Origin of the sequence: Curtobacterium sp. ZW137 (assembly GCF_003762905.1) — a bacterium.
Classification (GTDB): domain Bacteria; phylum Actinomycetota; class Actinomycetes; order Actinomycetales; family Microbacteriaceae; genus Curtobacterium.
The window spans coordinates 583,693-607,998 of the sequence record NZ_RJKS01000003.1 but is presented as its reverse complement, the minus strand read 5'-3'; the positions used below and the strand labels follow the sequence as shown (position 1 = coordinate 607,998).

Annotated in this window: 22 protein-coding genes; 6 read left to right on the top strand and 16 right to left on the bottom strand. The window is 71.7% G+C overall.

Translation table 11 applies throughout. The features are described 5' to 3' along the window. Positions 1-86: 86 nt before the first annotated feature. Positions 87-653 carry a dihydrofolate reductase family protein gene (locus tag EDF55_RS12540; protein WP_123655275.1) on the top strand — a complete coding sequence of 189 codons (567 nt, stop codon included), beginning with the start codon at positions 87-89 and terminating at the stop codon, positions 651-653. Positions 654-676: 23 nt separating this feature from the next. Here the strand turns inward: EDF55_RS12540 and EDF55_RS12535 are convergent, their stop codons facing one another. After that, positions 677-1,024, bottom strand: a complete 348-nt coding sequence (locus tag EDF55_RS12535) for a DoxX family protein (RefSeq protein ID WP_123655274.1) — start codon at positions 1,022-1,024, stop codon at positions 677-679. 89 nt (positions 1,025-1,113) lie between these two features. On the opposite strand from EDF55_RS12535, the gene EDF55_RS12530 reads away from it, so the two are divergent. Beyond that, positions 1,114-1,767, top strand: a complete 654-nt coding sequence (locus EDF55_RS12530; protein ID WP_185017371.1) for a TetR/AcrR family transcriptional regulator — start codon at positions 1,114-1,116, stop codon at positions 1,765-1,767. On the opposite strand, the gene EDF55_RS12525 is transcribed toward EDF55_RS12530, so the two are convergent. From EDF55_RS12525 to EDF55_RS12485, 9 genes are read right to left on the bottom strand one after another with little or no spacing between them, the layout of a single operon-like run. After that, complete coding sequence (locus tag EDF55_RS12525) at positions 1,751-2,785, bottom strand: zinc-binding dehydrogenase (RefSeq protein ID WP_123655272.1); 1,035 nt, start codon at positions 2,783-2,785, stop codon at positions 1,751-1,753. The two genes, EDF55_RS12530 and EDF55_RS12525, sit on opposite strands and share 17 nt — an antisense overlap. Before the next feature lie 8 nt (positions 2,786-2,793). Beyond that, on the bottom strand, positions 2,794-3,597 hold the full coding sequence (locus EDF55_RS12520) for an ABC transporter ATP-binding protein (protein WP_123655271.1): 804 nt from the start codon (positions 3,595-3,597) through the stop codon (positions 2,794-2,796). Further along, positions 3,594-4,457, bottom strand: coding sequence for an ABC transporter ATP-binding protein (locus EDF55_RS12515; protein ID WP_123655270.1), 864 nt, complete (start codon positions 4,455-4,457; stop codon positions 3,594-3,596). Before EDF55_RS12515 ends, EDF55_RS12520 begins: the two co-directional genes overlap by 4 nt. Before the next feature lie 46 nt (positions 4,458-4,503). Beyond that, positions 4,504-6,087: an ABC transporter substrate-binding protein gene (locus tag EDF55_RS12510; RefSeq protein WP_123655269.1), complete on the bottom strand. Its 1,584-nt coding sequence runs from the start codon at positions 6,085-6,087 to the stop codon at positions 4,504-4,506. Further along, a complete protein-coding gene (locus EDF55_RS12505; RefSeq protein WP_123655268.1) occupies positions 6,084-7,091 on the bottom strand; it encodes an ABC transporter permease in 1,008 nt (335 codons plus the stop codon). The genes EDF55_RS12510 and EDF55_RS12505 overlap by 4 nt, the downstream gene beginning before the upstream one ends. Further along, complete coding sequence (locus EDF55_RS12500) at positions 7,088-8,041, bottom strand: ABC transporter permease (RefSeq protein WP_123655267.1); 954 nt, start codon at positions 8,039-8,041, stop codon at positions 7,088-7,090. Before EDF55_RS12500 ends, EDF55_RS12505 begins: the two co-directional genes overlap by 4 nt. Next, positions 8,038-9,012: an NAD(P)-dependent oxidoreductase gene (locus EDF55_RS12495; protein WP_123655266.1), complete on the bottom strand. Its 975-nt coding sequence runs from the start codon at positions 9,010-9,012 to the stop codon at positions 8,038-8,040. Before EDF55_RS12495 ends, EDF55_RS12500 begins: the two co-directional genes overlap by 4 nt. Continuing rightward, complete coding sequence (locus EDF55_RS12490; protein WP_123655265.1) at positions 9,009-10,580, bottom strand: amidohydrolase; 1,572 nt, start codon at positions 10,578-10,580, stop codon at positions 9,009-9,011. Before EDF55_RS12490 ends, EDF55_RS12495 begins: the two co-directional genes overlap by 4 nt. Beyond that, a complete protein-coding gene (locus EDF55_RS12485; protein ID WP_185017369.1) occupies positions 10,580-11,251 on the bottom strand; it encodes an FMN-binding negative transcriptional regulator in 672 nt (223 codons plus the stop codon). Before EDF55_RS12485 ends, EDF55_RS12490 begins: the two co-directional genes overlap by 1 nt. A 26-nt stretch (positions 11,252-11,277) precedes the next feature. Between EDF55_RS12485 and EDF55_RS12480 the strand changes: the two genes are divergently transcribed. Together EDF55_RS12480 and EDF55_RS12475 are read left to right on the top strand one after the other, a co-directional pair. Then, entirely contained in the window at positions 11,278-12,600 is a 1,323-nt protein-coding gene (locus tag EDF55_RS12480) for an aminotransferase class I/II-fold pyridoxal phosphate-dependent enzyme (RefSeq protein ID WP_123655263.1), read from the top strand. Between the two features lie 44 nt (positions 12,601-12,644). After that, positions 12,645-13,898 (top strand): MFS transporter, encoded by a 1,254-nt coding sequence (locus EDF55_RS12475; RefSeq protein ID WP_123655262.1) that lies wholly within the window; start codon positions 12,645-12,647, stop codon positions 13,896-13,898. 144 nt (positions 13,899-14,042) lie between these two features. Here the strand turns inward: EDF55_RS12475 and EDF55_RS12470 are convergent, their stop codons facing one another. Genes EDF55_RS12470 through EDF55_RS12455 form a run of 4 tightly spaced genes read right to left on the bottom strand, consistent with a single transcriptional unit; the run spans position 14,043 to position 19,187 of the window. Continuing rightward, a complete protein-coding gene (locus EDF55_RS12470) occupies positions 14,043-15,509 on the bottom strand; it encodes a glyceraldehyde-3-phosphate dehydrogenase (protein ID WP_185017365.1) in 1,467 nt (488 codons plus the stop codon). Continuing rightward, positions 15,506-17,353, bottom strand: coding sequence for a phosphoenolpyruvate carboxykinase (GTP) (locus EDF55_RS12465; RefSeq protein ID WP_123655261.1), 1,848 nt, complete (start codon positions 17,351-17,353; stop codon positions 15,506-15,508). Before EDF55_RS12465 ends, EDF55_RS12470 begins: the two co-directional genes overlap by 4 nt. Continuing rightward, a complete protein-coding gene (locus EDF55_RS12460; protein ID WP_123655260.1) occupies positions 17,350-18,300 on the bottom strand; it encodes a transketolase family protein in 951 nt (316 codons plus the stop codon). The genes EDF55_RS12465 and EDF55_RS12460 overlap by 4 nt, the downstream gene beginning before the upstream one ends. Further along, a complete protein-coding gene (locus EDF55_RS12455; protein ID WP_243698176.1) occupies positions 18,297-19,187 on the bottom strand; it encodes a transketolase in 891 nt (296 codons plus the stop codon). The genes EDF55_RS12460 and EDF55_RS12455 overlap by 4 nt, the downstream gene beginning before the upstream one ends. 106 nt (positions 19,188-19,293) lie before the next feature. Here EDF55_RS12455 and EDF55_RS12450 point away from each other — a divergent pair, with 106 nt between their 5' ends. Together EDF55_RS12450 and EDF55_RS12445 are read left to right on the top strand one after the other, a co-directional pair. Continuing rightward, positions 19,294-20,109 carry an IclR family transcriptional regulator gene (locus EDF55_RS12450; RefSeq protein WP_123655258.1) on the top strand — a complete coding sequence of 272 codons (816 nt, stop codon included), beginning with the start codon at positions 19,294-19,296 and terminating at the stop codon, positions 20,107-20,109. After that, positions 20,102-20,869 carry an IclR family transcriptional regulator gene (locus tag EDF55_RS12445; RefSeq protein ID WP_123655257.1) on the top strand — a complete coding sequence of 256 codons (768 nt, stop codon included), beginning with the start codon at positions 20,102-20,104 and terminating at the stop codon, positions 20,867-20,869. The genes EDF55_RS12450 and EDF55_RS12445 overlap by 8 nt, the downstream gene beginning before the upstream one ends. A 34-nt stretch (positions 20,870-20,903) precedes the next feature. Here the strand turns inward: EDF55_RS12445 and EDF55_RS12440 are convergent, their stop codons facing one another. After that, positions 20,904-22,391: an NAD-dependent succinate-semialdehyde dehydrogenase gene (locus EDF55_RS12440; RefSeq protein ID WP_123655256.1), complete on the bottom strand. Its 1,488-nt coding sequence runs from the start codon at positions 22,389-22,391 to the stop codon at positions 20,904-20,906. Then, entirely contained in the window at positions 22,388-24,304 is a 1,917-nt protein-coding gene (iolD, locus tag EDF55_RS12435) for a 3D-(3,5/4)-trihydroxycyclohexane-1,2-dione acylhydrolase (decyclizing) (RefSeq protein ID WP_123655255.1), read from the bottom strand. Before iolD ends, EDF55_RS12440 begins: the two co-directional genes overlap by 4 nt. Between the last annotated feature and the right edge of the window lie 2 nt (positions 24,305-24,306).

The window sequence follows — 24,306 nt, the reverse complement described above, 5'->3', positions numbered from 1 at the left end:
TGGTACGAGCGGGACGGTAGGCACGCGGCGGTGCGTGCGGGTCCAGGAAGGTGCGCGGAGCGCATCGCGGGCGTAGGTTCCGCCCCATGAAGCTGGTCACGTACTCGATGGGGATGACGCTCGACGGCTACATCGTGGGGCCGGACGGTGGGTTCGACTGGGGTGCGCCGGACGCGGAGGAGTTCCGCGCCTCGATCGACGAGATCCGCGGGATCGACGTGCACCTGCTCGGACGGCGGCTGCACGAGACGATGGTCTACTGGGAGGACCCGGAGCAGGCGGCGTCGTGGGACGACGCCGAGCGCGAGTGGGCGGACCTCTGGAACGCGTTGCCGAAGGTGGTGTTCTCGAGGACGCTGTCGAGCGTCGACGCGAGCAACACCCGGCTGGCGACGGTCGGCCTCGCGGAGGAGATCGAACGGCTGCGTGCGGAGCCGGGCGACGGCGACATCGCGATCGGCGGCGCGACCCTCGCGGCAGCGGCCGCCGAGCTCGGGCTGATCGACGAGTACCGCGTCCGCGTCTCCCCGGTGCTGGTCGGCGGCGGGATCCCGTACTTCCCGCCGACGCAACGCCAGGTCGACCTCGAGCTGCTCGACACGCGGACCTTCGCCACCGGTGCGGTGGCGCTCCGCTACCGCGTGCGGCGCTGACGGACGGCCACCGCAGGGTGGGATCAGAGCGCGAGCAGCAGCACCACCAGGGTCGCGACCGACACGGCGAGCAGGACGGCTGCGCCCTGCAGGCCCTTGTCGTGCGCACGCAGGTGGGCGACGATCGCACCGGCGAAGTAGATGACCGCACCGATCGCGGCGGCGATCCCGAGCGCCGGGACCCACAGGCCGACGACGAGCCCGATGGTGGCGAGGACCTCGAGCACCCCGAGCACGCGCATCTGGCCGGGGGTCACGTTGACCGTGGCCATGTTCGCGCGCATCTGGGCGGCCCCGACGAGCTTCATCACCCCGGATCCGAGCATGGCGACGGCGAGGACGAGGGACAGGATGACGGCTGCGATGTGCACGGGGGACTCCAGATGAAACGGACAGTTGTCTCCGCTTCAATCCGGACAGCACTCCCCGTATTCCCGGATCGCGGTCGTACACTCCGATCGTGAGCGAGACGACACCACGGGCACCGCGGCGGGACGTGCTCCGGAACCGGGCCGCCATCGTCGACTCGGCGTGCACCGCCTTCGCCGAACGCGGCCTCGACGCCCCGCTGGAACCGATCGCCGCTGCTGCCGGAGTCGGCAACGCCACGCTCTACCGGCACTTCCCGGAGCGCGCCGCCCTCTGGGAAGCCGTCCTGCAGGCACCCCTGCAAGAGGTCCTCGACCTGATGCGGGAGTGCCTCGCGCGCTCGGAGGACGACCCGTGGGCGGGCTTCGCGACCTTCATCCGGCGGACCGCCGACATCGAGGCCCGGCGCGAGGGCTTCAGCGAGCTCATGACGACGCGGTTCACCGGCGCCCCGACGCTGCTCGCCCTGCGCGCCGAGATCCAGGCGGGGCTGGAGTCGCTCTTCCGCCGAGCGCAGGACGCCGGCGCGGTCCGGGCCGATGCCGCGCTCGAGGACGTCGCCGTGGTGCAGCTCTCGATGGCCCGCACGATCGAGACGTTCGGCGACGTCGCGCCGGAGCTGCACCGCCGCTGGGTCGACCTGATGCTCGACGGCTTCCGTGCGCCGGGCGCGGATCGGGAGCCGCTCGGCGGGCCGCCGCTCCGCCCGAACCAGATCTGGCGGGCGGTCATGCGCCGACGGTGATCAGTGCCTTCACGGTCTCGCGCTCGTCGGACGCCCGGTAGGCCTCGGCGATGTCGGCCAGGGCGAACGTGCTGTCGAAGACGATGCCCGGCGTGAGGGTGCCGTCGAGCACGTCGGGCAGGAGTTCGTCGATGTACGCGCGGACGGGTGCGAGCCCACCGCGGAGCCCGACGTTCGTGGCGTACATCCGGCCGATGTCGACCGCGCTGCCGTGCGGGACACCGACGAACCCGATCTGGCCGCCGGGGCGTGCGATGCCGAACGCGGTGGTCATCGCCTGCCCGGTGCCGACGCACTCGAGCACCGAGTCGACACCGCGACCGGCGGTGAGTTCCGCGACCGCCTCGACGGCAGCGTCGCCCCGCTCGGCGACGACGTCCGTGGCGCCGAGCCGCCGGGCGAGCTCCTGCCGGTGCTCCGCACGACTGAGGGCGATGACGCGTTCCGCGCCGAGGCGACGGGCGGCGGCCACCCCGCAGAGCCCGACGGCGCCGTCGCCGATCACCGCGACGGTGCTGCCCGGACGGACCGCGGCGGAGACGGCGGCGTGGTGCCCGGTGGCGAGCACGTCGGACAGGGTCAGCAGGTGCGGGAGCATCTCGGGTGCGGGACGGTCGACCCGGACCAGTGTCGCCGCGGCGAACGGGACGCGGACGTACTCGCCCTGCGCACCGTCGGCCCCGGGTTGCCCCCAGATCCCGCCGGACCGGCAGGCAGACGGGAACCCGTCGATGCAGGGACCGCACGTACCGTCGTTCCACCGGAAGGGGGCGATGACGAAGTCCCCCGCACGGAGCCCGGTGACGTCGGGCCCGACCTCGACGACCTCGCCGACGAACTCATGGCCGTTCCGCTGTCCGGGCGCGCGCGGACTCTCGCCGCGGTAGTACCAGAGGTCGGACCCGCAGACGCAGGTGACCTCGACCCGGACGATCGCGTCGGTCGGGGCGAGCAGGGTGGGGTCGGGAACGGCCTCGGCGACGATGTCGCGCGGGGCGGTGAAGACGGCGGCGAGCACGATGCCCCTCAGACGCGGTAGAGCTCGGGCACGGCGTCCAGCAGGGTCGCCGTGTAGGGGTGCTGTGGGTCGTCCATCACCTGGGAACCGGTCCCGAGTTCAACGACCCGGCCCTGCTGCATGACCGCGATCCGGTGGGCCACGTGGTGGACCACCGCGAGGTTGTGCGAGATGAACAGGTACGTCATGCCGGTGCGCTCCTGCAGGTCCACCAGGAGGTTGAGCACCTGCGCCTGCACCGAGACGTCGAGCGCCGAGGTCGGCTCGTCGAGGACGACGAACTCGGGCTCGACGACGATGGCACGTGCGATCGCGATCCGCTGCCGCTGCCCTCCGGAGAACTCGTGCGGTTGCCGGTCGAGCGCGGACTCGTCCAGGCCGACGTCGGTCATCGCGGTGCGGAGACGTTCCGCCCACGTCGACCGGAGCACACCCGCCGCACGGAGGGGCTCGACGAGGCTCTGCGCAACGGTGAACCTGGGGTCGAGCGAGTCGTTCGGGTCCTGGAACACCATCCGGATCCGACGACGGTGCCGACGGAGGTCCGCGCCGGAGGCACGGGTGACGTCCTCGCCGTCGAACTCGACGCTCCCCCCGGTCGGGCGGCGCATCAGCATGAGCGCCCGGGCGAGGGTGCTCTTGCCACAGCCGGACTCGCCGACGAGCCCGAGCGTCTCGCCCCGCCGGATCTCGAGGTCGACGCCGTCGAGGGCTCGGAAGCGGTGGCCACCGTGGCCGAACTCCTGCACGAGGCCGCGGGCGGCGACCTGCACGGTCGGTGTCGTGGTGACGGACGGGTTCGGGTCGCTCATGCGATCGCCTCCTCGAGCGCTGCTCGGTCGATGACCGCCAGCGGGGAACGGGCAGGGGTGGCCCGGGTCGGGATGCTGCCGAGCAGCGCCTTCGTGTACGGGTGCGACGGGGCACCGAGGACCTCGGCCGCCGGTCCGGTCTCGACGACCCGGCCGCGGTACATCACGGCGATGCGGTCGCAGAGCTGCCCGATCACCCCGAGGTCGTGGCTGATGAACAGCACCCCGACGCCGGTGTCGTCCCGGAGCGCGCGGAGGAGCTCCAGGATCTGCGCCTGCACGGTGACGTCGAGTGCGGTCGTCGCCTCGTCTGCGACGAGCAGCGCGGGCGACGCGGCCATCGCGATCGCGATGACGACTCGCTGCCGCTGCCCGCCGGACAGCTGGTGCGGGTAGGAGCGGAGCCGGCGCTCGGGGTCCGGCATCCGCACGAGCCGGAGGAGTTCGAGTGCGCGCTCCCGAGCCGCGGCCGCGTCAGCCAGGCCGTGGATGCGGAGCACTTCGGCGATCTGGGCGCCGACCCGGACGCAGGGGTTGAGCGCGGTCATCGGCTCCTGGAACACCATGCCGGCGGACCGGCCCCGGAGGTCGCACCACGCGAGTTCGTCGAGGCCGGTGACGTCCTGGCCGGCGACCTCCATCCGGTCAACGAGGATCGAGGCCGAGTCCGGGAGCAAGCCGAGCGAGGCGAGGGCCACGCTCGACTTCCCGCTCCCGGACTCGCCGATCACGCCGACGATCTCCCCCGAGCCGACCCGCAGGTCGACGTCCCGGACAACGGGTTCGGCGTCGCCGTACGCGATGTCCATCCGTTCGATCCGCAGGGCGTCGCCGCGCGGTTCCCGGGTCGTCGTTTTCATCGGTGCCTCTCAGAAGGGGTCGTCGTCGATCGGTTGAGCGGTGGCGCTACTGCTCGAGCCAGGCGTCCTTGAGCGCCACGCGCGAGCCGTACGGGTCGGTCGTGTAGCCCTGGAGCTTCGCCGAGTCCCACACCTCGAAGTGCTGCGGGACGGACATCGGCACGAGGACGAGCACCTGGCTCGCGACATCGTCGTCGAGCTGCTGGATGAGCTTCGCCTTCGCGTCCGGGTCGGTCTCCGACTTGGCCGCCGCGAGGAGTTCCTTCGCCTTGTCCGCGTCGGCGTTGCCGTCCCAGTGGTTCTCCGCGCCAGCCTCGGAGAGGAACGGGTCGAAGTAGAACGTCGGGTCCGCACGGAACGACCACGGCAGCGACACCATGTCGGTGAAGGACTGGCCAGCGGTGAAGATCGGTGCGAGCTCCGAGGTGGACTTCGACTCGAGCTTCAGCGTGATGCCCGCCTTGGCGAGCTGCTGCTGCATGAGCTCGTAGATCGGGTGCTGCGAGGCCGCTGCGTCACCGAAGTAGGACAGCTCGATGGTCGGGCTGGTCTGGCCGGCCTCCTTCAGGAGCGCCTTCGCCTTCTTGATGTTCTGCGTGTAGTACGGGGTGTCCTTCGTGACCTCGGGCGAGGACGGGTCCCCTGCGGGCGTCACGTACGAGACCTTGCCGTTGCCGAACATCGCGGTGTCGACGAGGGCGTCGCGGTCGAGTGCCAGCGAGACCGCGCGGCGGACTCGGACGTCGGAGAGCGGACCGGACTCCGGGTTGATGAAGATCGGCAGCCCCTGGGTGTCGTAGGTCTTGCCCTGGGTCCAGCCGGCGCTGACAGCCTGGTCTGCGACGGTGCCGTCCGAGAACCACGCCGCCTGCACACTGCCCTGCTGGACGGCGGCGAGGCGGGTGCTGTCGTCGGGGATGATCTGGAAGACGATCTCGTCGAGGTAGGGCTTCTTCGATCCCCAGTAGTACTTGTTCTTCGTCAGCGTGATCGAGACGCCGTCCTTCCAGTCGGTCACCGCGAACGGGCCGGTGCCGTAGGTCTGCTTCTCGCGGTCGTCCGCCGAGGCGTCGGCGTACCCGTCGGAGCTGACGACCATGAAGGTCTCGCGGTTCGACAGGCCGTTGAGGAAGGTGCTGTCCGCGGCGGAGAGCGTGAACTCGACCTCGTGGTCGCCCTTCGCCGTCACCGACGTGAGCTTGGACAGGTAGGCCCGCTTGCTCGTCGTGGACTTCTGGTAGGTCTCGAACGTGTAGACGACGTCCTCGGCGGTGAAGTCGGAGCCGTCGGAGAACTTGACGCCCTTGCGGAGCGTCAGGTCGTAGGTGGTGTCGTCGACCTCGTCGTACTTCGTCGCGAGGCCGGGCTCGATGTCGCCGTCGTCGTTCTTGGTGAGGAGCGTCTCGTACGACTGGTCCATGATCGTCTGCGCCGCGAGCGCGGTCGCGACCATCGGATCGACGCCGCCGGCGGTCGGCTGGGCGTCGATCGCGTAGTTCAGCGTCCCCCCACTGACGGGCGTTCCGCCGGAGGCGGTGTCACCCGCGGTCGACCCGCTGCTGCAGGCGGTCAGTGCGGTGACGAGGCCGATCGCGGCGATGACCGCGGCCGTGGTCCTGGTGCGTTTCATGCGTCGGTTTCCTTCTGGAGGCTCGGGGTTGCGGGGTCGGGAGTGGGTGCGTCGGTGCGGTGGTCGCCCTGGGAGCGGACCGCGAAGCGCGGTCCGCGGCGCGAGCCGGGCAGGCCGGCGTCGCGACGAGGAGCGAGGGTGGCCTGCACACCGTCGGCGAGGAGGTTCCAGCCGGCGGAGAGCAGGACGATGAGGACGGCCGGCAGCACGATGAGGAGCGGCTGCGTCTGCATGAAGCGGGTGAACTCGCTGATCATGCGGCCGGCGGAGGGCTGGGGCGCCTGGACGCCCTGGCCGAGGTAGCTCAACGCCGCTTCGAGGAGCACGACGTTCGAGGCGACGGAGGCGAACTGGATGACGAGCGGCGTGAGCGCGTTCGGCAGGAGGTGCGTCACGGCGATCCGGACGGGTCCCACGCCGTTGATCTGGGCGGCGAGCACGAAGTCGCGCTCGCGCAGGGCGAGGACCGGGGCACGCATCACCCGGGCGAACGTCGGCGCGAACACGAACCCGAGCGCGATGACAAGTGGCAGCGGGCCGCTCCCGATGACGACGCCGACCACGAGGGCCACGAGGATCGCCGGGATCGAGAGGACCGCGTCGACGGCCCGCATGATGATCGTGTCGGTGATGCCGCCGGTGTAGCCGGCGACCACTCCGAGGATCGTCCCGACGACCGCGGCGAGGAGTGCCGCACCGCCGGAGATGAGCAGGGAGGACCGGCCGGCGATCGCCAGGCGCACCATGCTGTCGCGCCCGACGTTGTCGGTGCCGAGGAGGTGCGCAGCGCTCGGGTCGAGGAGCGAACCCGCGACGCTGGCGAGCGGGTCGAACGGCGGTGCGATCGACATCCAGGTGCCCCAGACGACGACGCCGACGAGGATCACCAGGCCGGTGACGAGTGCGGGCGACGGGTTCCGTCGCGGCCGGGCGGCCCGGGGGACGGTGGCGACGGCCGGCGCACGGCCCGTCCCCACGACGGTGGTCTCGGTCTGGACGGTCATGCGGTCGCCACCACCCTCACTCGGGGATCGATCAGCGGGTAGAGGAGGTCGACGACGAAGTTGATGACGACGTAGACCAGGCCGAGGAGCAGGACGCAGGCCTGGATCACCGGGTAGTCGGAGGACCGGATCGCGTCGACCAGGACGGTGCCGATGCCGGGGAGCGAGAAGACCGTCTCGGTGACGACCGTCCCCCCGACGAGCCCCGCGAGCTCGATGCCGACGATCGTCGTCACCGGCACGAGGGCGTTGCGGAGAGCGTGGCGGTTGATCACCCGGGAAGGCGACGCGCCCTTCGCCCGTGCAGTGCGGATGAAGTCCTGCGAGAACGTGCCGAGCAGCGTGCCGCGCATGTACCTGGCGATGATCGCCGCCATCACGAGACCGAGCAGGAGCGACGGGAGCACCATCACGCCGAGGTTCCCGGCCGGGTCCTGGGCGAAGGGCACGTACCCGATGAGCTTGAGCTTCAGGGTGAGCGAGTTCACCAGGATGAGCACGGTGCCGAGGGCGAAGGGCGGGGTCGCGAGGAAGGCGAAGGAGAATCCGCGGACGCTCTGGTCGGCGACGCCGTTCGTGCGTCGGGCCGAGAGCACCCCGGCCGGGATGCCGATGAGGACGCCGAACACGGTCGCGAGGACGGCGAGCTCGATGCTCACCGGCAGGCGGGTGCCGACCATCTCGGCGACGCTGTAGGGCTTCGTGAGCGACTCCCCCAGGTCACCGGTCAGCAGGCCGCCGATCCAGGTGAAGTACTGCACCCACCACGGCCGGTCGAGGCCGAGCTGCTGGCGGATCTGCGCGATCGCCTCCGGGTCCGGGTTCGCCGGGTCGACGAGCGCCGCGGCGGGGTCGCCCGGGATCAGGCGGACCATCGCGAAGACGATGATCGACAGGAGCGCCAGCACGATGGCCGCCGACAGCACCCGTCCGAGGACGTATCTGGTCATCGGGGTTCCTCCACGGTGTTCTCGAGCGGGAGTCCGCGGTCGAGCCGGACGAGCTGGTCTGCGACGAGGTCGAGCAGCAGGCGCGGCATGAGTTCGGTGTTGCCGCCGACGTGCGGCGTGACGATCACGTCGTCGAGCGCCCACAGCTCGTGGTCGTCCGGCAGCGGCTCGGGGTCGGTGACGTCGAGCGCCGCGCGGAGCCGACCGGCCCGGAGTTCGACGAGGAGCGCCGCGGTGTCGACGACCGGACCCCGGCCGACGTTCACGAGCAGCGCCCGGTCCGGCATGGCGGCCAGGACCTCGGCGCCGATGAGTCCACGCGTCCGGGTGGTCAGCGGCAGCGTCACCACGACGACGTCCGCATCCGCGGCGAGCGCCGGGAGCGCGTCCGGTCCGTGCACGGCCCGACCGTCGGGCAGTGTGCGCTCGCTGCCCGCCACCCGCGTGACGGCGACGCCGAACGGCTCGAGCATCCGCTCCACCAGGGAGCCGATGCCGCCGTGGCCGACGAGGAGCACCCGGGCGCCGGCGAGGCCGGGCGTCCGGCGGTTGTCCCAGCGATCCGTGCCCGTCGAGGCGCGTCGGACGAATCCGGCGAGGTCGCGCTGCGAGGCGAGCACGAGTGTCACGGCGAGTTCGGCGGTCTGCCGTTCCATGACGCCGACCGCGTTGCACAGCGCCGCGGCGGGCGGCAGGTGCGCCGCGACGCCCTCGGCCCCGATGGAGAGCAGCTGGACGAGCCGCACGGACTCGGCCGTGGCGAGCGCAGCGAGTTCGGTCGGTCCGACGTAGCCGGGGTTCGGCGTCGCGCTCGTGGTGTGGAACGGCAGGACGACGGCGTCGAGCTCCCGCGCCGGGACGCTCGGGGGGCCCTGGAGTGCCCACGGGACCAGCCGGACGTCGGCGCGGGAGGCGATCCGGGCCTCCAGGGCGATGCTGTCGATGGCGGGCGGGACGGACACGGTGATCACGAGGTGAACCGTCCGTCGACGACGGTGCCCAGCACCGGGATGTCGGCGATCTCGGACGTCTCCACGAGGAACGGGTCGGCTTCGAGCAGGACGAGGTCGGCCAGGAACCCGGGCGCCAGGATGCCGAGCCGGTCCTCCATCCCGGCGGCCCACGCGGCCGTCGTGGTGACCGTCGCGACCGCCTCGGCGACCGTGAGTCCCTCGTGCGGGGCGAGCGGTCGACCGGTCGACGACCGGCGCTCGACGGCGGTCTGGATCGCGCGCAGCGGCGTTCCCGGCAGCGGACGGTCGGTGCTGCCGATCAGCGGGACGCCCGCGTCGAGGAGTGAGCGTCCGCGGTAGAGCCACGGCACGCGGTGCTCGCCGACCTGGCCGGCGAAGTCGTCGCCGGAGTCCCAGAGGAAGCACGCCTGGCCGGCGACGGCGATGCCGAGCGCGGCGAGGCGAGGGACCTGGTCGTCGCGGATCAGGCCGCCGTGCTCGATGCGGTGGCGGCCACGATGGTGGGGTGTGGCGGCGAACGCACGCTCGAACCCGTCGAGTGCGACGTCCAGTGCCGCATCGCCGATCGCGTGGACGGCCAGCTGCCAGCCGCCGGCGACCGCGTCGGCCATGTCCGCCATGAGCACGTCGGCGTCCTCGGTGAGCGCTCCGGGGTCGTCGCTGCCCTCGTACGGCTCGGACAGGTGCGCGGTGCGGACCATCATGCCGCCGTCCAGGACGAACTTGAGCGGGCCGATGCCGAGCATGTCGGCGCCCATCCCGGTGCGCAGGCCGAGCGAGAGCCCTCGGGTGAAGCCGTCACCGCCGCGGACCGCGTGCAGGGCGTCCTTGCTCGGCATGATCTGCATGCGGAGCGGCAGCCGGCCCTGTTCCTGCAGCCGGCGGAACGCCTCGAGGTCGAGCGGGTTGAGGCTGCCGATCCAGCCACCGGCGCCTGCTTCGATGCACATCGTGACGCCCTCGGCGCGGGCCTGGTCGGCGGCGAGCGCCACGGCCTCCACGACGTCATCGATCGCGTACGGGAGGCGCTGTCCGCGGACGACGTCCTGGTGCCCCTCCTCGAGCAGACCGACCGCGACGTCCGGGTGGGCGCGGAGCGCCAGGTCGTCGATCCGGTCGAGGACCGCGGTCGAGACGACCGAGGAGTGGCTGGACACGTGCCTGGCCCATGCGCGGCGGGGACCGACGGCACGGTCGAGCTCGAGTGCGGTGAGGTCCCGGCCGAGCACGCGCTGGTCGTACCCGCTGATCGTGACCCAGCCGTCCTCGGGGACCTCGGCGGCACGGGCCGCGATGGCCTCGAGCGCGCGGTCGACCTCGGTGATCCCGCCGATGTCGACGGCCTGCAGGGACTGCCCGACGAGCTGGAGGTGCGTGTGCGCGTCGATGAAGCCGGGCAGCACCGTGGCACCGTGCAGGTCGACGATCTCCGCGGCGTCGAGGCCGGCGACGTCCTCGTCGAGCCCGACGATCCGGCCCTGCCAGATCCCGATCGTCGTCGCGGTCGGACGTGCGGGGTCGAGCGTGCGGATCGAGGCGTTCGTGATGAGCAGGTCGAGTCGCATCAGTGTCCGGCCTTCCGGGGTTCGGGGGCGGCTTCCGAGGCGTGCATGGCGGTGGCGATCGCGCGGTGCTCGGCGACGGGCGACTCGGCGAGGTGCTCGATCGTGCTGCGGCGGTCCTCGGTGGTGCGGTTCTGTCCGAGCTTCGCCTTCGCCCGGGCGTCGTCCACCACCACGCGGAACCCGATCACGGCCGGCAGGAGCTGGTCGATGCGGGCGTCGGCGGTGGCGTCGATCGTCCAGGGGCCGGCGTCCACCGGGGCCTTCCGGGACTCCTCGGTACGGATGAGCTCGACGAGGTGCTCCCGGAGGTCGTCGGTGCCCAGGAGCTCGGACCGGCCGCTCAGGTGCGCGACGGTGAAGTTGTAGGTCGGCAGACCCGGACCGCCGTACCAGCCGGCGCTGACGTAGGCGCGCGGGCCGTGGAACACGCAGAGCAGTCGTTCGCCGGCCAGGACGGCCTGGGCGAGCGGATCGGCTCGCGGCACGTGTCCGGTCAGCACGGCGGTCGTGCCGTGGCCGGGGCCCGCCGTGTCACCACCCGTCTCCAGCAGGAGGGGCAGGTGAGCCGCACGGAGGGGCGACGCGGCGACGATCGTCGCCAGCGAGTTCGCCGCGATGAGCGCACCGACGCCGTCGAGGGCGTCGGATTCGAAGAGAGGATTGACCCACACAATGTGTCCTAGTACAGTTCGTAACTGTGTTAGTGGATGACTTACGAAAGTCAGTTTCCTCACGTGATCTCGTGGAAGCAATCTCAGCGGCGATCCGTAACGGGGAGTTAACGCCGGGGGCGGATCTCCCCTCAGTACGACATGTGTCGGAAACATCCGGGCTCAGTCCGGGCACCGCCGCACTGGCGTTCCGGATGCTCCGCGAGCGAGGCGTGATCGCGTCGACCCACGGTCGTCGCAGTCGTGTCGCTCAGCTGCCGGCGCTCCCCCGCCCCGTCGGCGGCCCCGGCGTGCCCTCCGGCGTGCGCGACCTCTCCACCGCATCCCCGGACCCGCTGCTGCTGCCGGACATCGGCGCCCTGCTCTCCCCTGACCTCTACGAACCGGCGCTCTACGACTCCGAGTCCGTGCACCCCGCGCTCGCCCGGGTGATGCGGACCCAGTTCGCCGCGGACGGGATCGTCGGACCGCTCACCGCGACCAACGGGGCACTCGACGCGATGGAGCGCATCCTCGCCGCGACCGTCCGGCCCGGTGAGACCGTGGTCGTCGAGGACCCGCAGTGGGTGTCGTCGCTGTCCCTGCTGCGGGTGCTGCAGCTCGAGGTGGCACCCGTGCCGGTCGACGACGAGGGACTCGACCCGGGCGCCCTCGCCGCCGTGCTCGCGTCGCGTCACTGCAGCGCGCTCGTGCTGACCCCACGGGCGCAGAACCCCCGCGGGTCGGTGATGTCCGAGGCGCGGGCCGCCGCGCTCCGAGCCGTCGTGGCCCAGCACCCGGATCTGATGGTGATCGAGGACGACCACGCCGCGCCGATCACGGACACCCCGGCGGCGACGGTCACGACGGACCGCCGGAGATGGGCCGTGATCCGCTCCATGAGCAAGGCCCTCGGCCCGGACCTGCGGCTCGCCGTGACCGCGTCCGACCGGGACACCGCCGACCGGGTGCAGGGACGGATGCTGCTCGGCCCCGGGTGGGTGAGCCACTTCACCCAACGCATCGTGGCCGCCGCACTCAGCGACGAGCGGTCGCTCGACGCAGTGCGCCACGCCACCGAGGTCTACCGGCAGCGCCGGAGCGCGCTCGTCGCCGCGCTCGCGGCGTACGGCATCGCGGCGCACGGCGCGAGCGGGCTGAACGTGCTCGTCCCGGTCCACGAGGAAGCGGCCGTCACGGCACACCTCATGACGAAGGGGTGGGCGGTCCGTCCGGGCGAGGGGTTCCGACTCGGGACACCACCGTTCATCCGTGTCACGACGGCTCGGCTCGACCCGGTGGACGCCGTGCACCTGGCGGCCGACATCAGCGAGGCGGTGGACGGAGGGACACGCCGACGCGACGAGTGACGTCACCGGGGAATGGAACGGGCCGCGGCGGCTTTGACGCCTCCATGACAACGTCAGCAGAGCGCCGCGGGTGGCTCAGCGTCCTCTCCGTCGCACTCGGGTCCTTCGTCCTGGTGCTCTCGGAGTTCCTGCCCATCGGGCTCCTCCCCGCGATCGCCACCGACCTCGACGTCCCCGTCGGGACCGCCGGGCTGATGGTCGTCGCGACCGGTCTGGTCGGAGCCGTCGCAGCACCGGTGGTCACGGTCGCCACGTCGCGCCTCGACCGTCGCGTCGTGCTCGTCGCCCTGACGGTCCTGCTCGTCGTCGCCGACGGCCTGGCGGCCGTCGCGCCGTCCTTCGCGGTCCTGCTCGGCGCGCGGATGCTGCTGGGTGTCGGGATCGGCGGCTTCTGGGCCATCGGGGCGGGGATCGCCGGGAGGCTCGTGGCGGCCCCGTCGGTGATCCGTGCGACCTCGTTCATCACCGCGGGCGTCTCGGTCGCCACCGTCGTCAGCCTCCCGCTCGGCGCGTTCGTCTCCGCGCTGGCCAGCTGGCGCCTCGGGTTCGTGATCGGCGGAGCGCTCGGCCTCGTGGCCCTGGTCCTCCAGCTCGTGATGCTGCCGAGCATCCCCGCGGTGCAGCGGGTGCGCTTCAGCACCCTCGGCGCACTGCTCCGGGTCCCGCGGGCACGGGTCGGGCTCATCGCCGCCGCCTTCGTCTTCGCGGCGCAGTTCGCGGCGTACACCTACGTCGCGCCGTACCTGCAGGACCTCGTGCGGGTCGGACCGGAGACGGTGACCCTGGCGCTCCTGGTGTTCGGTGTCGCGGGCATCGTCGGCAACTTCGCCGCCGGGTTCACGCTCGGCAAGAGCGTGCTCGGCACCATCGGGGTGTCGAAGGTCGTCCTCGCCGCCGCGGTCATCGCCCTGCCGCTCCTGGCGCACTCGGTCGTCGGCGTGTTCGCGCTGCTCGTCGTGTGGGGACTGGTCTGGGGTGCGCTGCCGCTCGGGATGCAGACGTGGATGTCCACGGCGTCTCCGGGCGGTTCGGAGACCGGGCTCGCCCTGTTCGTCACGACCATCCAGCTGGCCATCGCCGCGGGTTCGGTCCTCGGCGGCGTCGCGGTGACGTCGTTCGGTCTCGCCGCGGACTTCTGGTTCGCGGGTGGGATCGCCGTGATCGGTGCGGCGGTGATCGTCGGGCTCGGTCTGCGGCGTGCGAACGGGATCCCGGTGGCGCCGGACGCGCCGGCTGCCGACCTCGCCGCCGCCGCGCCGACCGGTCCCGTCGCGACGGTCGGCAGCACCGGCGCCTGAGCTCGGCCCCGCTGGGCAGGCGCCCGCCCAAGGAGTAGGTGTCGAGGGAGGGGACGGACTGCGGGGGCGCGGCGCGGTCCCCTCCCTCGGAGCACGCCCTTCCCCCACCACAGGAGACTCCGCAGAGGGGCGCGCTCGTCGCGATCAGGTCGTGATCGCGAGTTCTCGTGGTCCGCGTTCGGGGACGGGGGCCGGGTGCGCCCGGCTCATCGTCTCCAGCACGCGCACGACCTGGTACGAGTAGCCGAACTCGTTGTCGTACCAGACGTAGAGCACGACGTCGTCGCCGTTCGCCTGGGTCGCGAGCCCGTCGACGACACCCGCGAAGCGCGACCCGAGGACGTCGGAGGAGACGAACTCGGGCGACTCCACGTAGTCGACCTGGGACCGCAGCGCCGAGCCGAGCGACACGCTCCGGAGGAACGCGTTGACGCCGTCCCGGTCGGTCGGACGCCCGAGGCGCAGGTTCAGGATCGCGAGCGACACGTCGGGCGTCGGCACGCGGATGGCGCTCGCGGTGAGCTTGCCGTCGAGCGCAGGGACGGCCTTCGCCACGGCACGGGCGGCACCGGTCTCGGTGATCACCATGTTGAGCGGTGCCGCACGACCGCGACGATCCGCCTTGTGGAAGTTGTCGGTCAGGTTCTGGTCGTTCGTGAACGAGTGCACCGTCTCGATGTGCCCGCGGACCACGCCGTACTCGGCGTCGAGCGCGGCGAGCACCGGGGCGACGGCGTTCGTCGTGCACGAGGCCGCCGCGACGACGTCAGCGTCCTCGGCGTCGGCGCCGTTGATGCCCTGGACGACGTTCGGGACGTTGCCCTTGCCGGGTGCGGTGAGGAGCACGCGTGCTGCGCCGGGCGCCACCAGGTGCCGCCGGAGCTCGTCGTCGGTGCGCCACCGGCCGGTGTTGTCGACGATGATCGCGTCGTCGATCCCGTACGCCGTGTAGTCGATCTCGCTCGGGTCGGACGCCCGGATCACGGCGATGCTGGTGCCGTTCGCGATGATGGTCTGGGCGTCCTCGTCGACGGAGATCGTGCCGTCGAAGGGACCGTGCACGGAGTCGCGCCGCAGCAGGCTCGCACGCTTGACGAGGTCGTCGGCGCCGGTCGCTTCACGCACCACGATCGCCCGGAGCCGCAGCCCGGTCGCGCGGGACTGGTGGGAGATCAGGATCCGGGCGAGCAGGCGTCCGATGCGGCCGAACCCGTAGAGCACCACGTCCGTCGTCGGCAGCGGCCCGCTGCCGTCCGCGGACCGGAGCTGTGCGGCGATCGTCGCGGCCGCGTCCGCGTCGGACGCAGAACGCACCCGTGCGGCGAGCGCGCCGAGGTCGAGGGACGCCGGACCGCTGCCGGTCGCGTCGATCGTCCGCAGGATCGCGAGCGACTCCGCCAGCGGCAACGGTGCACCGTCGACGTGCCGGGCGAACCGGTGCGCCTTGACGATCTCGATCGCCGAGCGGTTCACCAGCCGGCGACCGTGGATGCCGGCGACGACGCCGTCCCGCCGGTGCAGCCGCCCGATGATCGGGATCATCTCCTCGGCGAGCTCGAGCTGCGCGTTCCAGTCGTCCCACAGGTCCGATGCGTCCTGCGTGGCGGTCACGCCGCCTCCTCGAGACGACGGCACAGCTGGTCGAGCCGGGCACGCAGCCGGGCCGGGACCCGGTCGCCGAAGCGGTCGAAGTGCGCGCGGAGCTGCTCGGCCTCGGCGGACCACGCGGCCGGGTCGACCGCGAAGAGCTCGTCGAGCGCGAAGCCGTCCAGGTCGAGGCCGGCGAGGTCGAGTTCACCGACGGCGGGGAGCCCGCCGATCGGGCTCCAGTCGACGTCGGCGTCCCCGTCGAGTCGTGCGGCGATCCACTCGAGCACGCGGACGTTGTCGCCGAACCCGGGCCACAGGTACTTGCCGTCCGATGACTTGCGGAACCAGTTCACCCGGAAGACCCGCGGCGCCTTGGAACCCAGCTGGTCGCCGATCTCGAGCCAGTGCGCCCAGTGGTCGGCCATGTTGTAGCCACAGAAGGGCTGCATCGCGAACGGGTCGAGCCGGAGTTCCCCCACGGGCCCTTCGGCGGCGGCGGTCTGCTCGCTCGAGATCGTCGAACCGAAGAACACGCCGTGCTCCCAGTCCTCGGCCTCGGCCACCAGCGGCACGTTCGTCGCGCGACGGCCACCGAAGACGACCGCGTCGATGGGGACCCCGTCCGGGCTGTCCCAGTCGTCGGAGATCGTCGGGCACTGGTCGGCGGCGACGGTGAAGCGGGCGTTCGGGTGCGCGGCCGGGGTGCTGCTGCCCGGCTCCCACGCCTGTCCGCGCCAGTCGATGAGGTGGCTCGGGGCCGTCTCCGAGGCGCCCTCCCACCAGACGTCGCCGTCGAGCGTCATGGCGACGTTCGTGAAGATCGTGTTCGAGCGGATGGTCGTCATCGCGGCCGGGTTCGTGTCCGGGCCGGTGCCGGGGGCGACGCCGAAGAAGCCGGCCTCCGGGTTGATCGCCCACAGACGGCCGTCGGCACCGGGCCGCAGCCAGGCGATGTCGTCGCCGATCGTCTCGACCTTCCAGCCGGGCACGGTCGGCGTCATCATCGCGAAGTTCGTCTTGCCGCAGGCGGACGGGAACGCCGCAGCGACGTGCAGGACCTTGCCCGCCGGCGTCGTGACGCGGATGAGCAGCATGTGCTCGGCGAGCCAGCCGTCCTCGCGCGCCATGGTCGAGGCGATCCGGAGCGCGAAGCACTTCTTCGCCAGCAGTGCGTTGCCGCCGTACCCGGAGCCGTACGACCAGATCTCCCGACTCTCCGGGAAGTGCGCGATGACCTTCGTCGGGTTGGACGGCCACGGGACGTCGTCGACCCGGGAGCCGTCGTCGGTGACGAGCGGCATGCCGACGGTGTGCAGCGCCGGCACCCAGACGCTGTCCGGGCCGATCTGCGCGAGCGCGTCGTCGCCCATCCTGGTCATGATCCTGGTCGAGACCACCACGTACGGCGAGTCCGTGATCTGGACGCCGACCTGCGAGATCGCGCCGCCGACCGGGCCCATCGAGAACGGGACGACGTACATCGTGCGCCCGCGCATCGCGCCGCGGAAGCGGTCCGTGAGCTCGGCGCGCATCGCGTCCGGCGCCCGCCAGTTGTTCGTCGGGCCGGCGTCCGCCTCGCTCTCGGAGCAGATGAACGTGCGGTCCTCGACGCGGGCGACGTCCGCCGGGTCGCTCCTGGCGAGGTAGCTGCCGGGGCGGAGCCCGTCGTCCAGCGCGATGACGGAGCCGGCGGTGACCATCTCGCCGAGCAGTCTGCGGTTCTCGGCGTCACTGCCGTCGCACCAGACGACCTGATCCGGTTCCGTCAGGGACGCGACATCCGCCACCCAGGTGCGCAGTGCCTCCAGGCCGGGTCGGGGGTGGATGCCGGACGGTGCGGACGTGGTCGGACGGACGATGCTCATACGCCGACACGCTCCCCCAGCACGTCACGGATGCGGGCGGTGACCTTCTCGACGGACAGCCCGTACTTGTCGAGCAGGAAGTCGTTCGGGCCGGACTCGGCCCACGAGTCGGCGAGGCCGACCTTGTGCAGGCGTGCGCCGCTGGCGTGACCGGCGAGGACGGCGGCGACCACGTCACCGAGCCCGCCGACGACAGAGTGTTCCTCGACCGTGACGACGGTCCGCGCCCCGTCGAGGATCGCCCAGAGCGCTTCCTCGTCGAGGGGCTTGATCGTCGGCAGGTGCACGTGCGTGACGGTCGCGCCGGAGGCCTCCACCGCGGTGACCGCCTCGACGGTGCGGGACGTCTGCACGCCGGTCGAGACGACCGTCACGTCAGCGTCGCTGCCACCGTCGCGGAGCAGCACCGGGGCACCGACGCGGAACTCGTAGCCGTCGTCGAAGACGTCGGCCACGGCGTCACGGGCCAGCCGCAGGTAGACGGGACCGTCGTGGTCCGCTGCCCAGCGGATGATCGCCGCCGCCTCGGTCTCGTCCGCGGGGGCGAGCACCGTCATGTTCGGCAGCGCTCGCATCACGGAGAGGTCCTCGATGTCCTGGTGGGTCTTGCCGCTCGCGCCGTTGAGCAGGCCGGTGTACGCCGCGGCGAGCCGGACCGGCGCCTTGGTCTGCGAGACGAGCATGCGCACCTGGTCGAGGGCGCGGTTGGTCAGGAACACGCCGAACGACGACAGCCACGGGCGGTACCCGAGCGTCGACATGCCGAACGCGATGCCGACCATGTTCTGCTCGGCGATGCCGGCCTGGACGAATCGCTCCGGGTGGGCGTTGGCGAAGGTGACGGCCATCGTCGAGGTGGCCAGGTCGCCGTCGACGACGACGATGCGGTCGTCGGTCTCGGCGAGTTCGGTGAGGGTGTCGCCCCACACTGCGCGCTGTGCCTTCATGCCAGGGCCTCCGTCTTCTGGTCGATGAGGAGCTCCGCACGGGCGGTGGCGAGCTGTTCCTCGGTGGGGACGCCGTTGTGCCACTTGAACGTGGCGCGGGTGAAGGAGACGCCGTTGCCCTTCACCGTGTGGGCGATGATCGCGGTCGGCTTGCCGCTCGTGCCGCGGGCCGCGTCGACCTCGCCGTAGGCGTCGAGGATCTCCTCGTAGTCGTGGCCGTTGATCTCGATCACGTTCCAGCCGAACCCGCGGAACACCGCGGGCAGGTTGACGTGCCCCATCGGCTCGCTGCGGTCGTAGCGGTCGTGGTCGCCGGACGGCCAGCCGTACTGCTGCAGGCCGTTCAGGTCGATGATCGCGGTGAGGTTGTCGAGGCCGTACCGGGGAGCGTGGATGACGGTCTCCCAGACCATGCCCTCTTCGATCTCGCCGTCGCCGAGCACGACCCAGGTGTGGAAGTCCTTGCCCTGCATCTTGGCGGCGATCGCCATGCCGGAGCCGGCCGAGAGGCCCTGCCCGAGCGAGCCGGTGGACGAGTCGACGCCCGGCGTGAGCTTCATGTCGGGGTGACCCTGCAGGCGGGAGTCGCCGTGGTCGAACGTGCTGAGCTCCTCGACGGGGAAGTACCCACGGAGCGCCAGGACCGAGTACAGCCCGATCGCCGAGTGGCCCTTCGACAGGATGAACCGGTCGCGGTCCGGGTCGTGCGGCTGCTCGGGGTCGATCCGGAGCTGGTGGAAGTAGAGGGCGACCATCAGGTCCATCGCGGACATGGGTCCGCCGATGTGCCCGGCTCCGCTGGACGCGACGGTCTCGAGGACGCGCCACCGCCCTTCACGGGCAACGGTCTCCAGGTGTTCGACGTCTCTCGCGTCGTTGCGTGTCACGGCGACTCCTTCGTTCTGCGGTGGTGGATCACAAACTATCACTCCGTGAACGACATGTCTACTGAGTGAGATTAGTTGGACGACGGTTGCATGGGAGGATGACGGCATGGCAGACGGCGCCGCCGACGACGGCGGGATCGAGATCCTCAGCAAGGCCGGTGCGATCATCGACGCACTCGCCGAGACGACCGCGTTGACGGTGAGCGCGCTCGCGGACGCCGTCGGCGAACCGACGAGCTCGACGTACCGGCTGCTGCAGAGCCTCACCGCGATGGGCTGGGTCGACGCTGCACCCGCCCGCGGCACCTACCGGCTCGGCCTCGCGTGCATGGAGATCGGCGGGGTGCTCGAGGACTCCCTCGACGTCCGCGGCCTCGCGCTGCCCCGGATGCGCGCCCTCCGCTCGACCGCCGGGGTCGCTGCCCTCCTCTGCTACCGCCGCGGGACCCGCGCCGTGTGCGTCGAACGCATCGAGGGGCACGACGTCCGCTCGGTGGCGATGCAGGTCGGCGACTCGCTGCCCCTGCACGTCGGCGGAGCGCCGATGGCCCTGCTGGCGTTCCTGCCCGCCGGGGAGCAGCACGCGGTCGTCGACGAGCTGCTCGCCGCCGAGGGACTGCCGTACCCGGTGCCGTCGGCCGACGACCTCGGTGCGCAGATCCAGGCCACGCGCGACCGCGGGTACGCCCGGTCCGACCAGGACGTCACGATCGGGATCGCCGCGTTCGGCAGCCCGGTCTTCAACCACCGCGGGGAGCTCGTCGCCGCCGTCTCGATCAGCGGGCTGCGTGAACGGCTCGTGGAGCGGGAGTCCGAGCTCGGGGCGCTGGTGATGGCCACGGCGGCGGAGATCAGCGCCGACCTGGGCTTCTCCGCGGCGGGCGTCCTCGCCCCCGCCGGGGAGGCGGTGCGTCGTGGCTGAGCGCAAGCCGATGCGGGTCCTCGCCAACTCGATGGCCGTCGTCGAGGCCCTGGCCGAACGCGGCGACCTCTCCCCCGCCGAACTCGCCGAGGCCACCGGGCTCCCCCGCCCGAGCGTCTACCGCTTCATCGACGGGCTCAAGGCCGTCGGCATGGCGACCACCACGGACGAGAACCGCGCGCGCCTCAGCGTGAAGTGGCTGCACCTGGCCGACGCGGCCCGCGACGCGATGACCGAGTGGTCCGCGGCACGGCAGGTCCTCGACGCCCTCGCCGAAGCCACCGAGCAGACCGTGTTCCTGACGGTGCCGCGGGGTGACGAAGCGGTCTGCATCGACTGGGCCCCCGGCCGTGGGATCGGCGTGCTGACCCTGGCGCCGGGGCGGTCGCTCCCGCTCTACGCCGGTGGCGCCGGCCGGCTCGTGCTCGCCTACGCCCGCGACGTCGAGGAGTACCTGACGGACGGACCGGACCGTCGGCCGCTGACCAGCCAGACGATCGTCGACGCCGACGCTCTCCGCCACGACGTGACGACGACCCGGTCCAAGGGCTACACCCTGTCGCTCGACGACGCCACCATCGGGATCGGGGCGCTCGCGTTCCCCGTGCTCGGCACCGGCGGCGAACTGCTCGGGTGCCTGTCGATCGCGGGTCGGTCGGTGGACGTCCGGGAACGCACCGACGAGTTCATCGCGGCGGCGCAGGGTGCGGTGGCGGAACTGCAGCGCGGGGCCGCCAGCGAACTGACGACCCCGCTCTGAACGCCGCCGGCCCGGAGCGGGCCGGCTGGTGCTCCTACCAGCTCACCGCGATGTACTGCGACTCCATGTACTCCAGGAGTCCCTCGGCGCCGCCCTCGCGGCCGATGCCGGACTCCTTCATCCCGCCGAACGGTGCGGCCGGGTCGGACACCAGGCCGCGGTTCAGCCCGACCATGCCGGACTCGATCCGCCCGCTGACGCGCAGACCCCGAGCGAGGTCCTGCGTGTAGACGTAGGAGACCAACCCGAACGGGGTGCCGTTGGCGAGCCGGACGGCGTCGTCCTCGGTGTGGAAGGTCACGACGGGCGCGACCGGCCCGAAGATCTCCTCCTTGAGGATGCGGGCGTGCTCGGGGACGTCGCTCAGCACGGTCGCGGGGTAGAACCACCCGGGCCCGTCCGGGGACGCACCGCCGGTGAGCACCGTCGCCCCGTCCTCCTTCGCGCCGTCGACGAGCCGTGCGATGTCGTCGCGGGCCCCCTCGTTCACCATCGGGCCGAGCTGGACGTCGGGGTCCAGGCCGTCTCCGGTCCGGAGTGCGCCCATCGCCTCGGCCAGCCGGGAGGAGAACTCCGCGGCGACGCCCTCCTGCACGTAGAAGCGGTTCGCGGCCGTGCAGGCCTCGCCGCCGTTGCGCATCTTCGCGATCATCGCGCCGGTGATCGCGGCGTCGAGGTCCGCGTCGTCGAACACCACGAACGGGGCGTTGCCGCCGAGCTCCATCGACGTGTTCACGACGGAGTCCGCCGCGAGCTTCATCAGCTTGACGCCGACCTCCGTTGAGCCGGTGAAGGAGAGCTTCCGGGCACGCGGGTCGCGCACCATCTGCTCGACGACCGTGCCGGAGGACCGGCTCGGCAGCACGTTGAGCACACCGGCGGGCAGGCCCGCCTCCTCGAAGAGCTTCCCGATCGCGAGGGCGGTGAGCGGGGTGTCGCTCGCCGGCTTGAGGACGGTGGTGCAGCCGGCGGCGAGCGCCGGCCCGATCTTCCTGGTGGCCATCGCCGCGGGGAAGTTCCACGGCGTCACGAGGATCGCGATGCCGATCGGACGGTGCTCGACGAGGATCTTGTTCGCGCCGCCGGGCGCCGTCTGCAGCGACCCGGGGATCCGGACCGCTTCTTCGGCGTACCAGCGGAGGAACTCGGCGGCGTAGACGACCTCGCCGCGGGCGTCCGCGAACACCTTGCCGTTCTCCGCCGTGATGAGCCGGGCGAACCAGTCGGCGCGCTCGATCATCAGGTCGTAGGCGCGGGACAGGATCTCGGAGCGCTTCCGGGGCGGGGTCGCCGCCCAGTCGGCCGCCGCGTCGGCGGCGGCGTCGACCGCCGCCTGCGCGTCGTTCCGGGTGCCGCTCGAGACGGTCGCGATCACGCTGCCGTCGACGGGGTTGTGGACGTCGAAGGTCGCGCCGTCCGAGGCGGGGCGTTCCACCCCGCCGATCAGGAGGCCCGTGGGGACCCCGGCGACGATGGCCGCCGGGTCCGTGGTCGAGTCCAGGACGTCGGTCGCGTCGGTCATGAGTGCTCCAGTTCTCGCACGCGCGGGGCGGACTGCGTCAGGTAGAGCCGCTGGTCCCGCTTCTTCTCGTCGTAGGTGGCGCGGGCGTCCTTCGTGCTGTCGAGGGTCGAGACCTCGGCCACGGGGACGTCCCACCAGGCGCCGGAGCCGCCGAAGCGACCCTGGGCGTCGACGCGGACGTAGACGACGCTGGTGCCGTCGTACGCACGGGCGTCGTCGAGTGCCGTGCGGAAGGTGTCGGCGGTGTCGGCGGAGAACACCTCGGCGCCGTAGCTCGCCGCGTTGGCGACGAAGTCGACCTCGAGGCGGCGGCCGTCGTGACGGAGCGCTTCGCCACGCTCGTTGAAGCGGGTGCCGAAGGTCTGCGAGCCGAGCGTCTCCGACAGCGCGGCGATGGAGCCGTACCCGTAGTTGTCGACGATGACGATCGTCATGCGGAGGTGCTCCTGCACCGCGGTCATGATCTCCTGCGACATCATCAGGTACGACCCGTCGCCGACGAGCACGTGGACGCGGCGGTCCGGTGCGGCGAGCTGTGCGCCGACACCGCCCGCGACCTCGTAGCCCATGCACGAGTTGCCGTACTCGATGTCGTAGCCCTTGGGGCTGCCCGGACGCCAGAGGCGGTGCAGGTCACCCGGCATCGACCCGGCGGCGTTGATGACGACGTCGTCGGCCTCGGCGGAGGTGTTGAGCAGTCCGAGCATCTCGGCCTGGGACAGCGTCGGGCTGTCCTGCACCTCGATGATGCGGTCGACCTCGGCACGCCAGTCACTGGCGGCCTGCTCGTTCGACGCGACGACGTCGGCGTCGAGCGTGAAGCCCTCGAGTGCGGCGCGGAGCTCGGCGAGGGTCTCGCGGGCGTCGCCGACGAGGGGGATGCCGGACTCCTTGAACGCGTCGACCTCGGCGACGTTGATGTTCACGAACGCCACGTCGGGGTTCTGGAACATGGTGTTCGAGGCCGTCGTGAAGTCGGTGTAGCGGGTGCCGATGCCGATGACCACGTCGGCCTCGTTCGCGATGGAGTTCGCGTACGCCGAGCCGGACGAGCCGAGCGCGCCGAGTGCGAGCCGGTGCTCCCAGGGCATGCCCGCCTTGCCGGCCTGCGTCACGCCGACCCCGATGCCGGTCGACTCGGCGAAGCGGACGAGCTCGTCGGTCGCGTCCGAGTACACGACACCGCCACCGGCGATGATGACGGCGTTCTTCGCGCCCTTGATCAGCTCGGCTGCGCGCTGGATCGCCGCGCGGTCCGGACGGTTGCGGGCGACGTGCCAGACGCGGTCGGAGAACAGTGCCTCCGGGAAGTCGAACGCTTCGGCCTGGACGTCCTGCGGCACCGCGATGGTGACCGCGCCGGTGTCGGCGGGGCTGGTGAGGACGCGCATCGCCTCGAGCAGTGCCGAGGCGAGCTGCTCCGGCCGGTTGATCCGGTCGAAGTAGCGCGAGACCGCGCGGAAGGAGTCGTTCGCGGTGACGTCCATCGCGTACGGGTGCTCCTGCTGCTGCAGGACGGCACCGGTCGACCGGGTCGCGAACGCGTCGGACGGGAAGAGCAGCACCGGGATGTGGTTCACCGTCGCGGTGCCGGCACCCGTGACCATGTTGGTCGCGCCGGGGCCGATGGACGTGGAGACGGCGAGCGCGCCGAGGCGGTTCTTCATCTTCGCGTAGCCGGTGGCGATGTGGACCATGCCCTGCTCGTTGCGGCCCTGGTAGTACGGGAACACGTCCTGGTACTGCAGGAGCGCCTGTCCGAGCCCGGCGACGTTGCCGTGGCCGAAGATGCCGAACGCGCCGCCGAAGAACGGACTGGTGACCCCGTCACGTTCGACGTGCTGGGCCTGCATGAACTCGACGATCGCCTGGCCCACCGTGAGGCGGCGGGTCGGCTGAGGGTGTTGCGCCATTG

Coding starts and splice junctions, on each gene's coding strand:
- EDF55_RS12515 (WP_123655270.1), bottom strand. CDS start 4,457: ATGAAAACGACGACCCGGGAACCGCGCGGCGACGCCCTGCGGATCGAA.
- EDF55_RS12510 (WP_123655269.1), bottom strand. CDS start 6,087: ATGAAACGCACCAGGACCACGGCCGCGGTCATCGCCGCGATCGGCCTC.
- EDF55_RS12450 (WP_123655258.1), top strand. CDS start 19,294: ATGGCAGACGGCGCCGCCGACGACGGCGGGATCGAGATCCTCAGCAAG.
- EDF55_RS12540 (WP_123655275.1), top strand. CDS start 87: ATGAAGCTGGTCACGTACTCGATGGGGATGACGCTCGACGGCTACATC.
- EDF55_RS12460 (WP_123655260.1), bottom strand. CDS start 18,300: ATGAAGGCACAGCGCGCAGTGTGGGGCGACACCCTCACCGAACTCGCC.
- EDF55_RS12440 (WP_123655256.1), bottom strand. CDS start 22,391: ATGACCGACGCGACCGACGTCCTGGACTCGACCACGGACCCGGCGGCC.
- EDF55_RS12475 (WP_123655262.1), top strand. CDS start 12,645: ATGACAACGTCAGCAGAGCGCCGCGGGTGGCTCAGCGTCCTCTCCGTC.
- EDF55_RS12520 (WP_123655271.1), bottom strand. CDS start 3,597: ATGAGCGACCCGAACCCGTCCGTCACCACGACACCGACCGTGCAGGTC.
- EDF55_RS12465 (WP_123655261.1), bottom strand. CDS start 17,353: ATGAGCATCGTCCGTCCGACCACGTCCGCACCGTCCGGCATCCACCCC.
- iolD (WP_123655255.1), bottom strand. CDS start 24,304: ATGGCGCAACACCCTCAGCCGACCCGCCGCCTCACGGTGGGCCAGGCG.
- EDF55_RS12505 (WP_123655268.1), bottom strand. CDS start 7,091: ATGACCGTCCAGACCGAGACCACCGTCGTGGGGACGGGCCGTGCGCCG.
- EDF55_RS12500 (WP_123655267.1), bottom strand. CDS start 8,041: ATGACCAGATACGTCCTCGGACGGGTGCTGTCGGCGGCCATCGTGCTG.
- EDF55_RS12490 (WP_123655265.1), bottom strand. CDS start 10,580: ATGCGACTCGACCTGCTCATCACGAACGCCTCGATCCGCACGCTCGAC.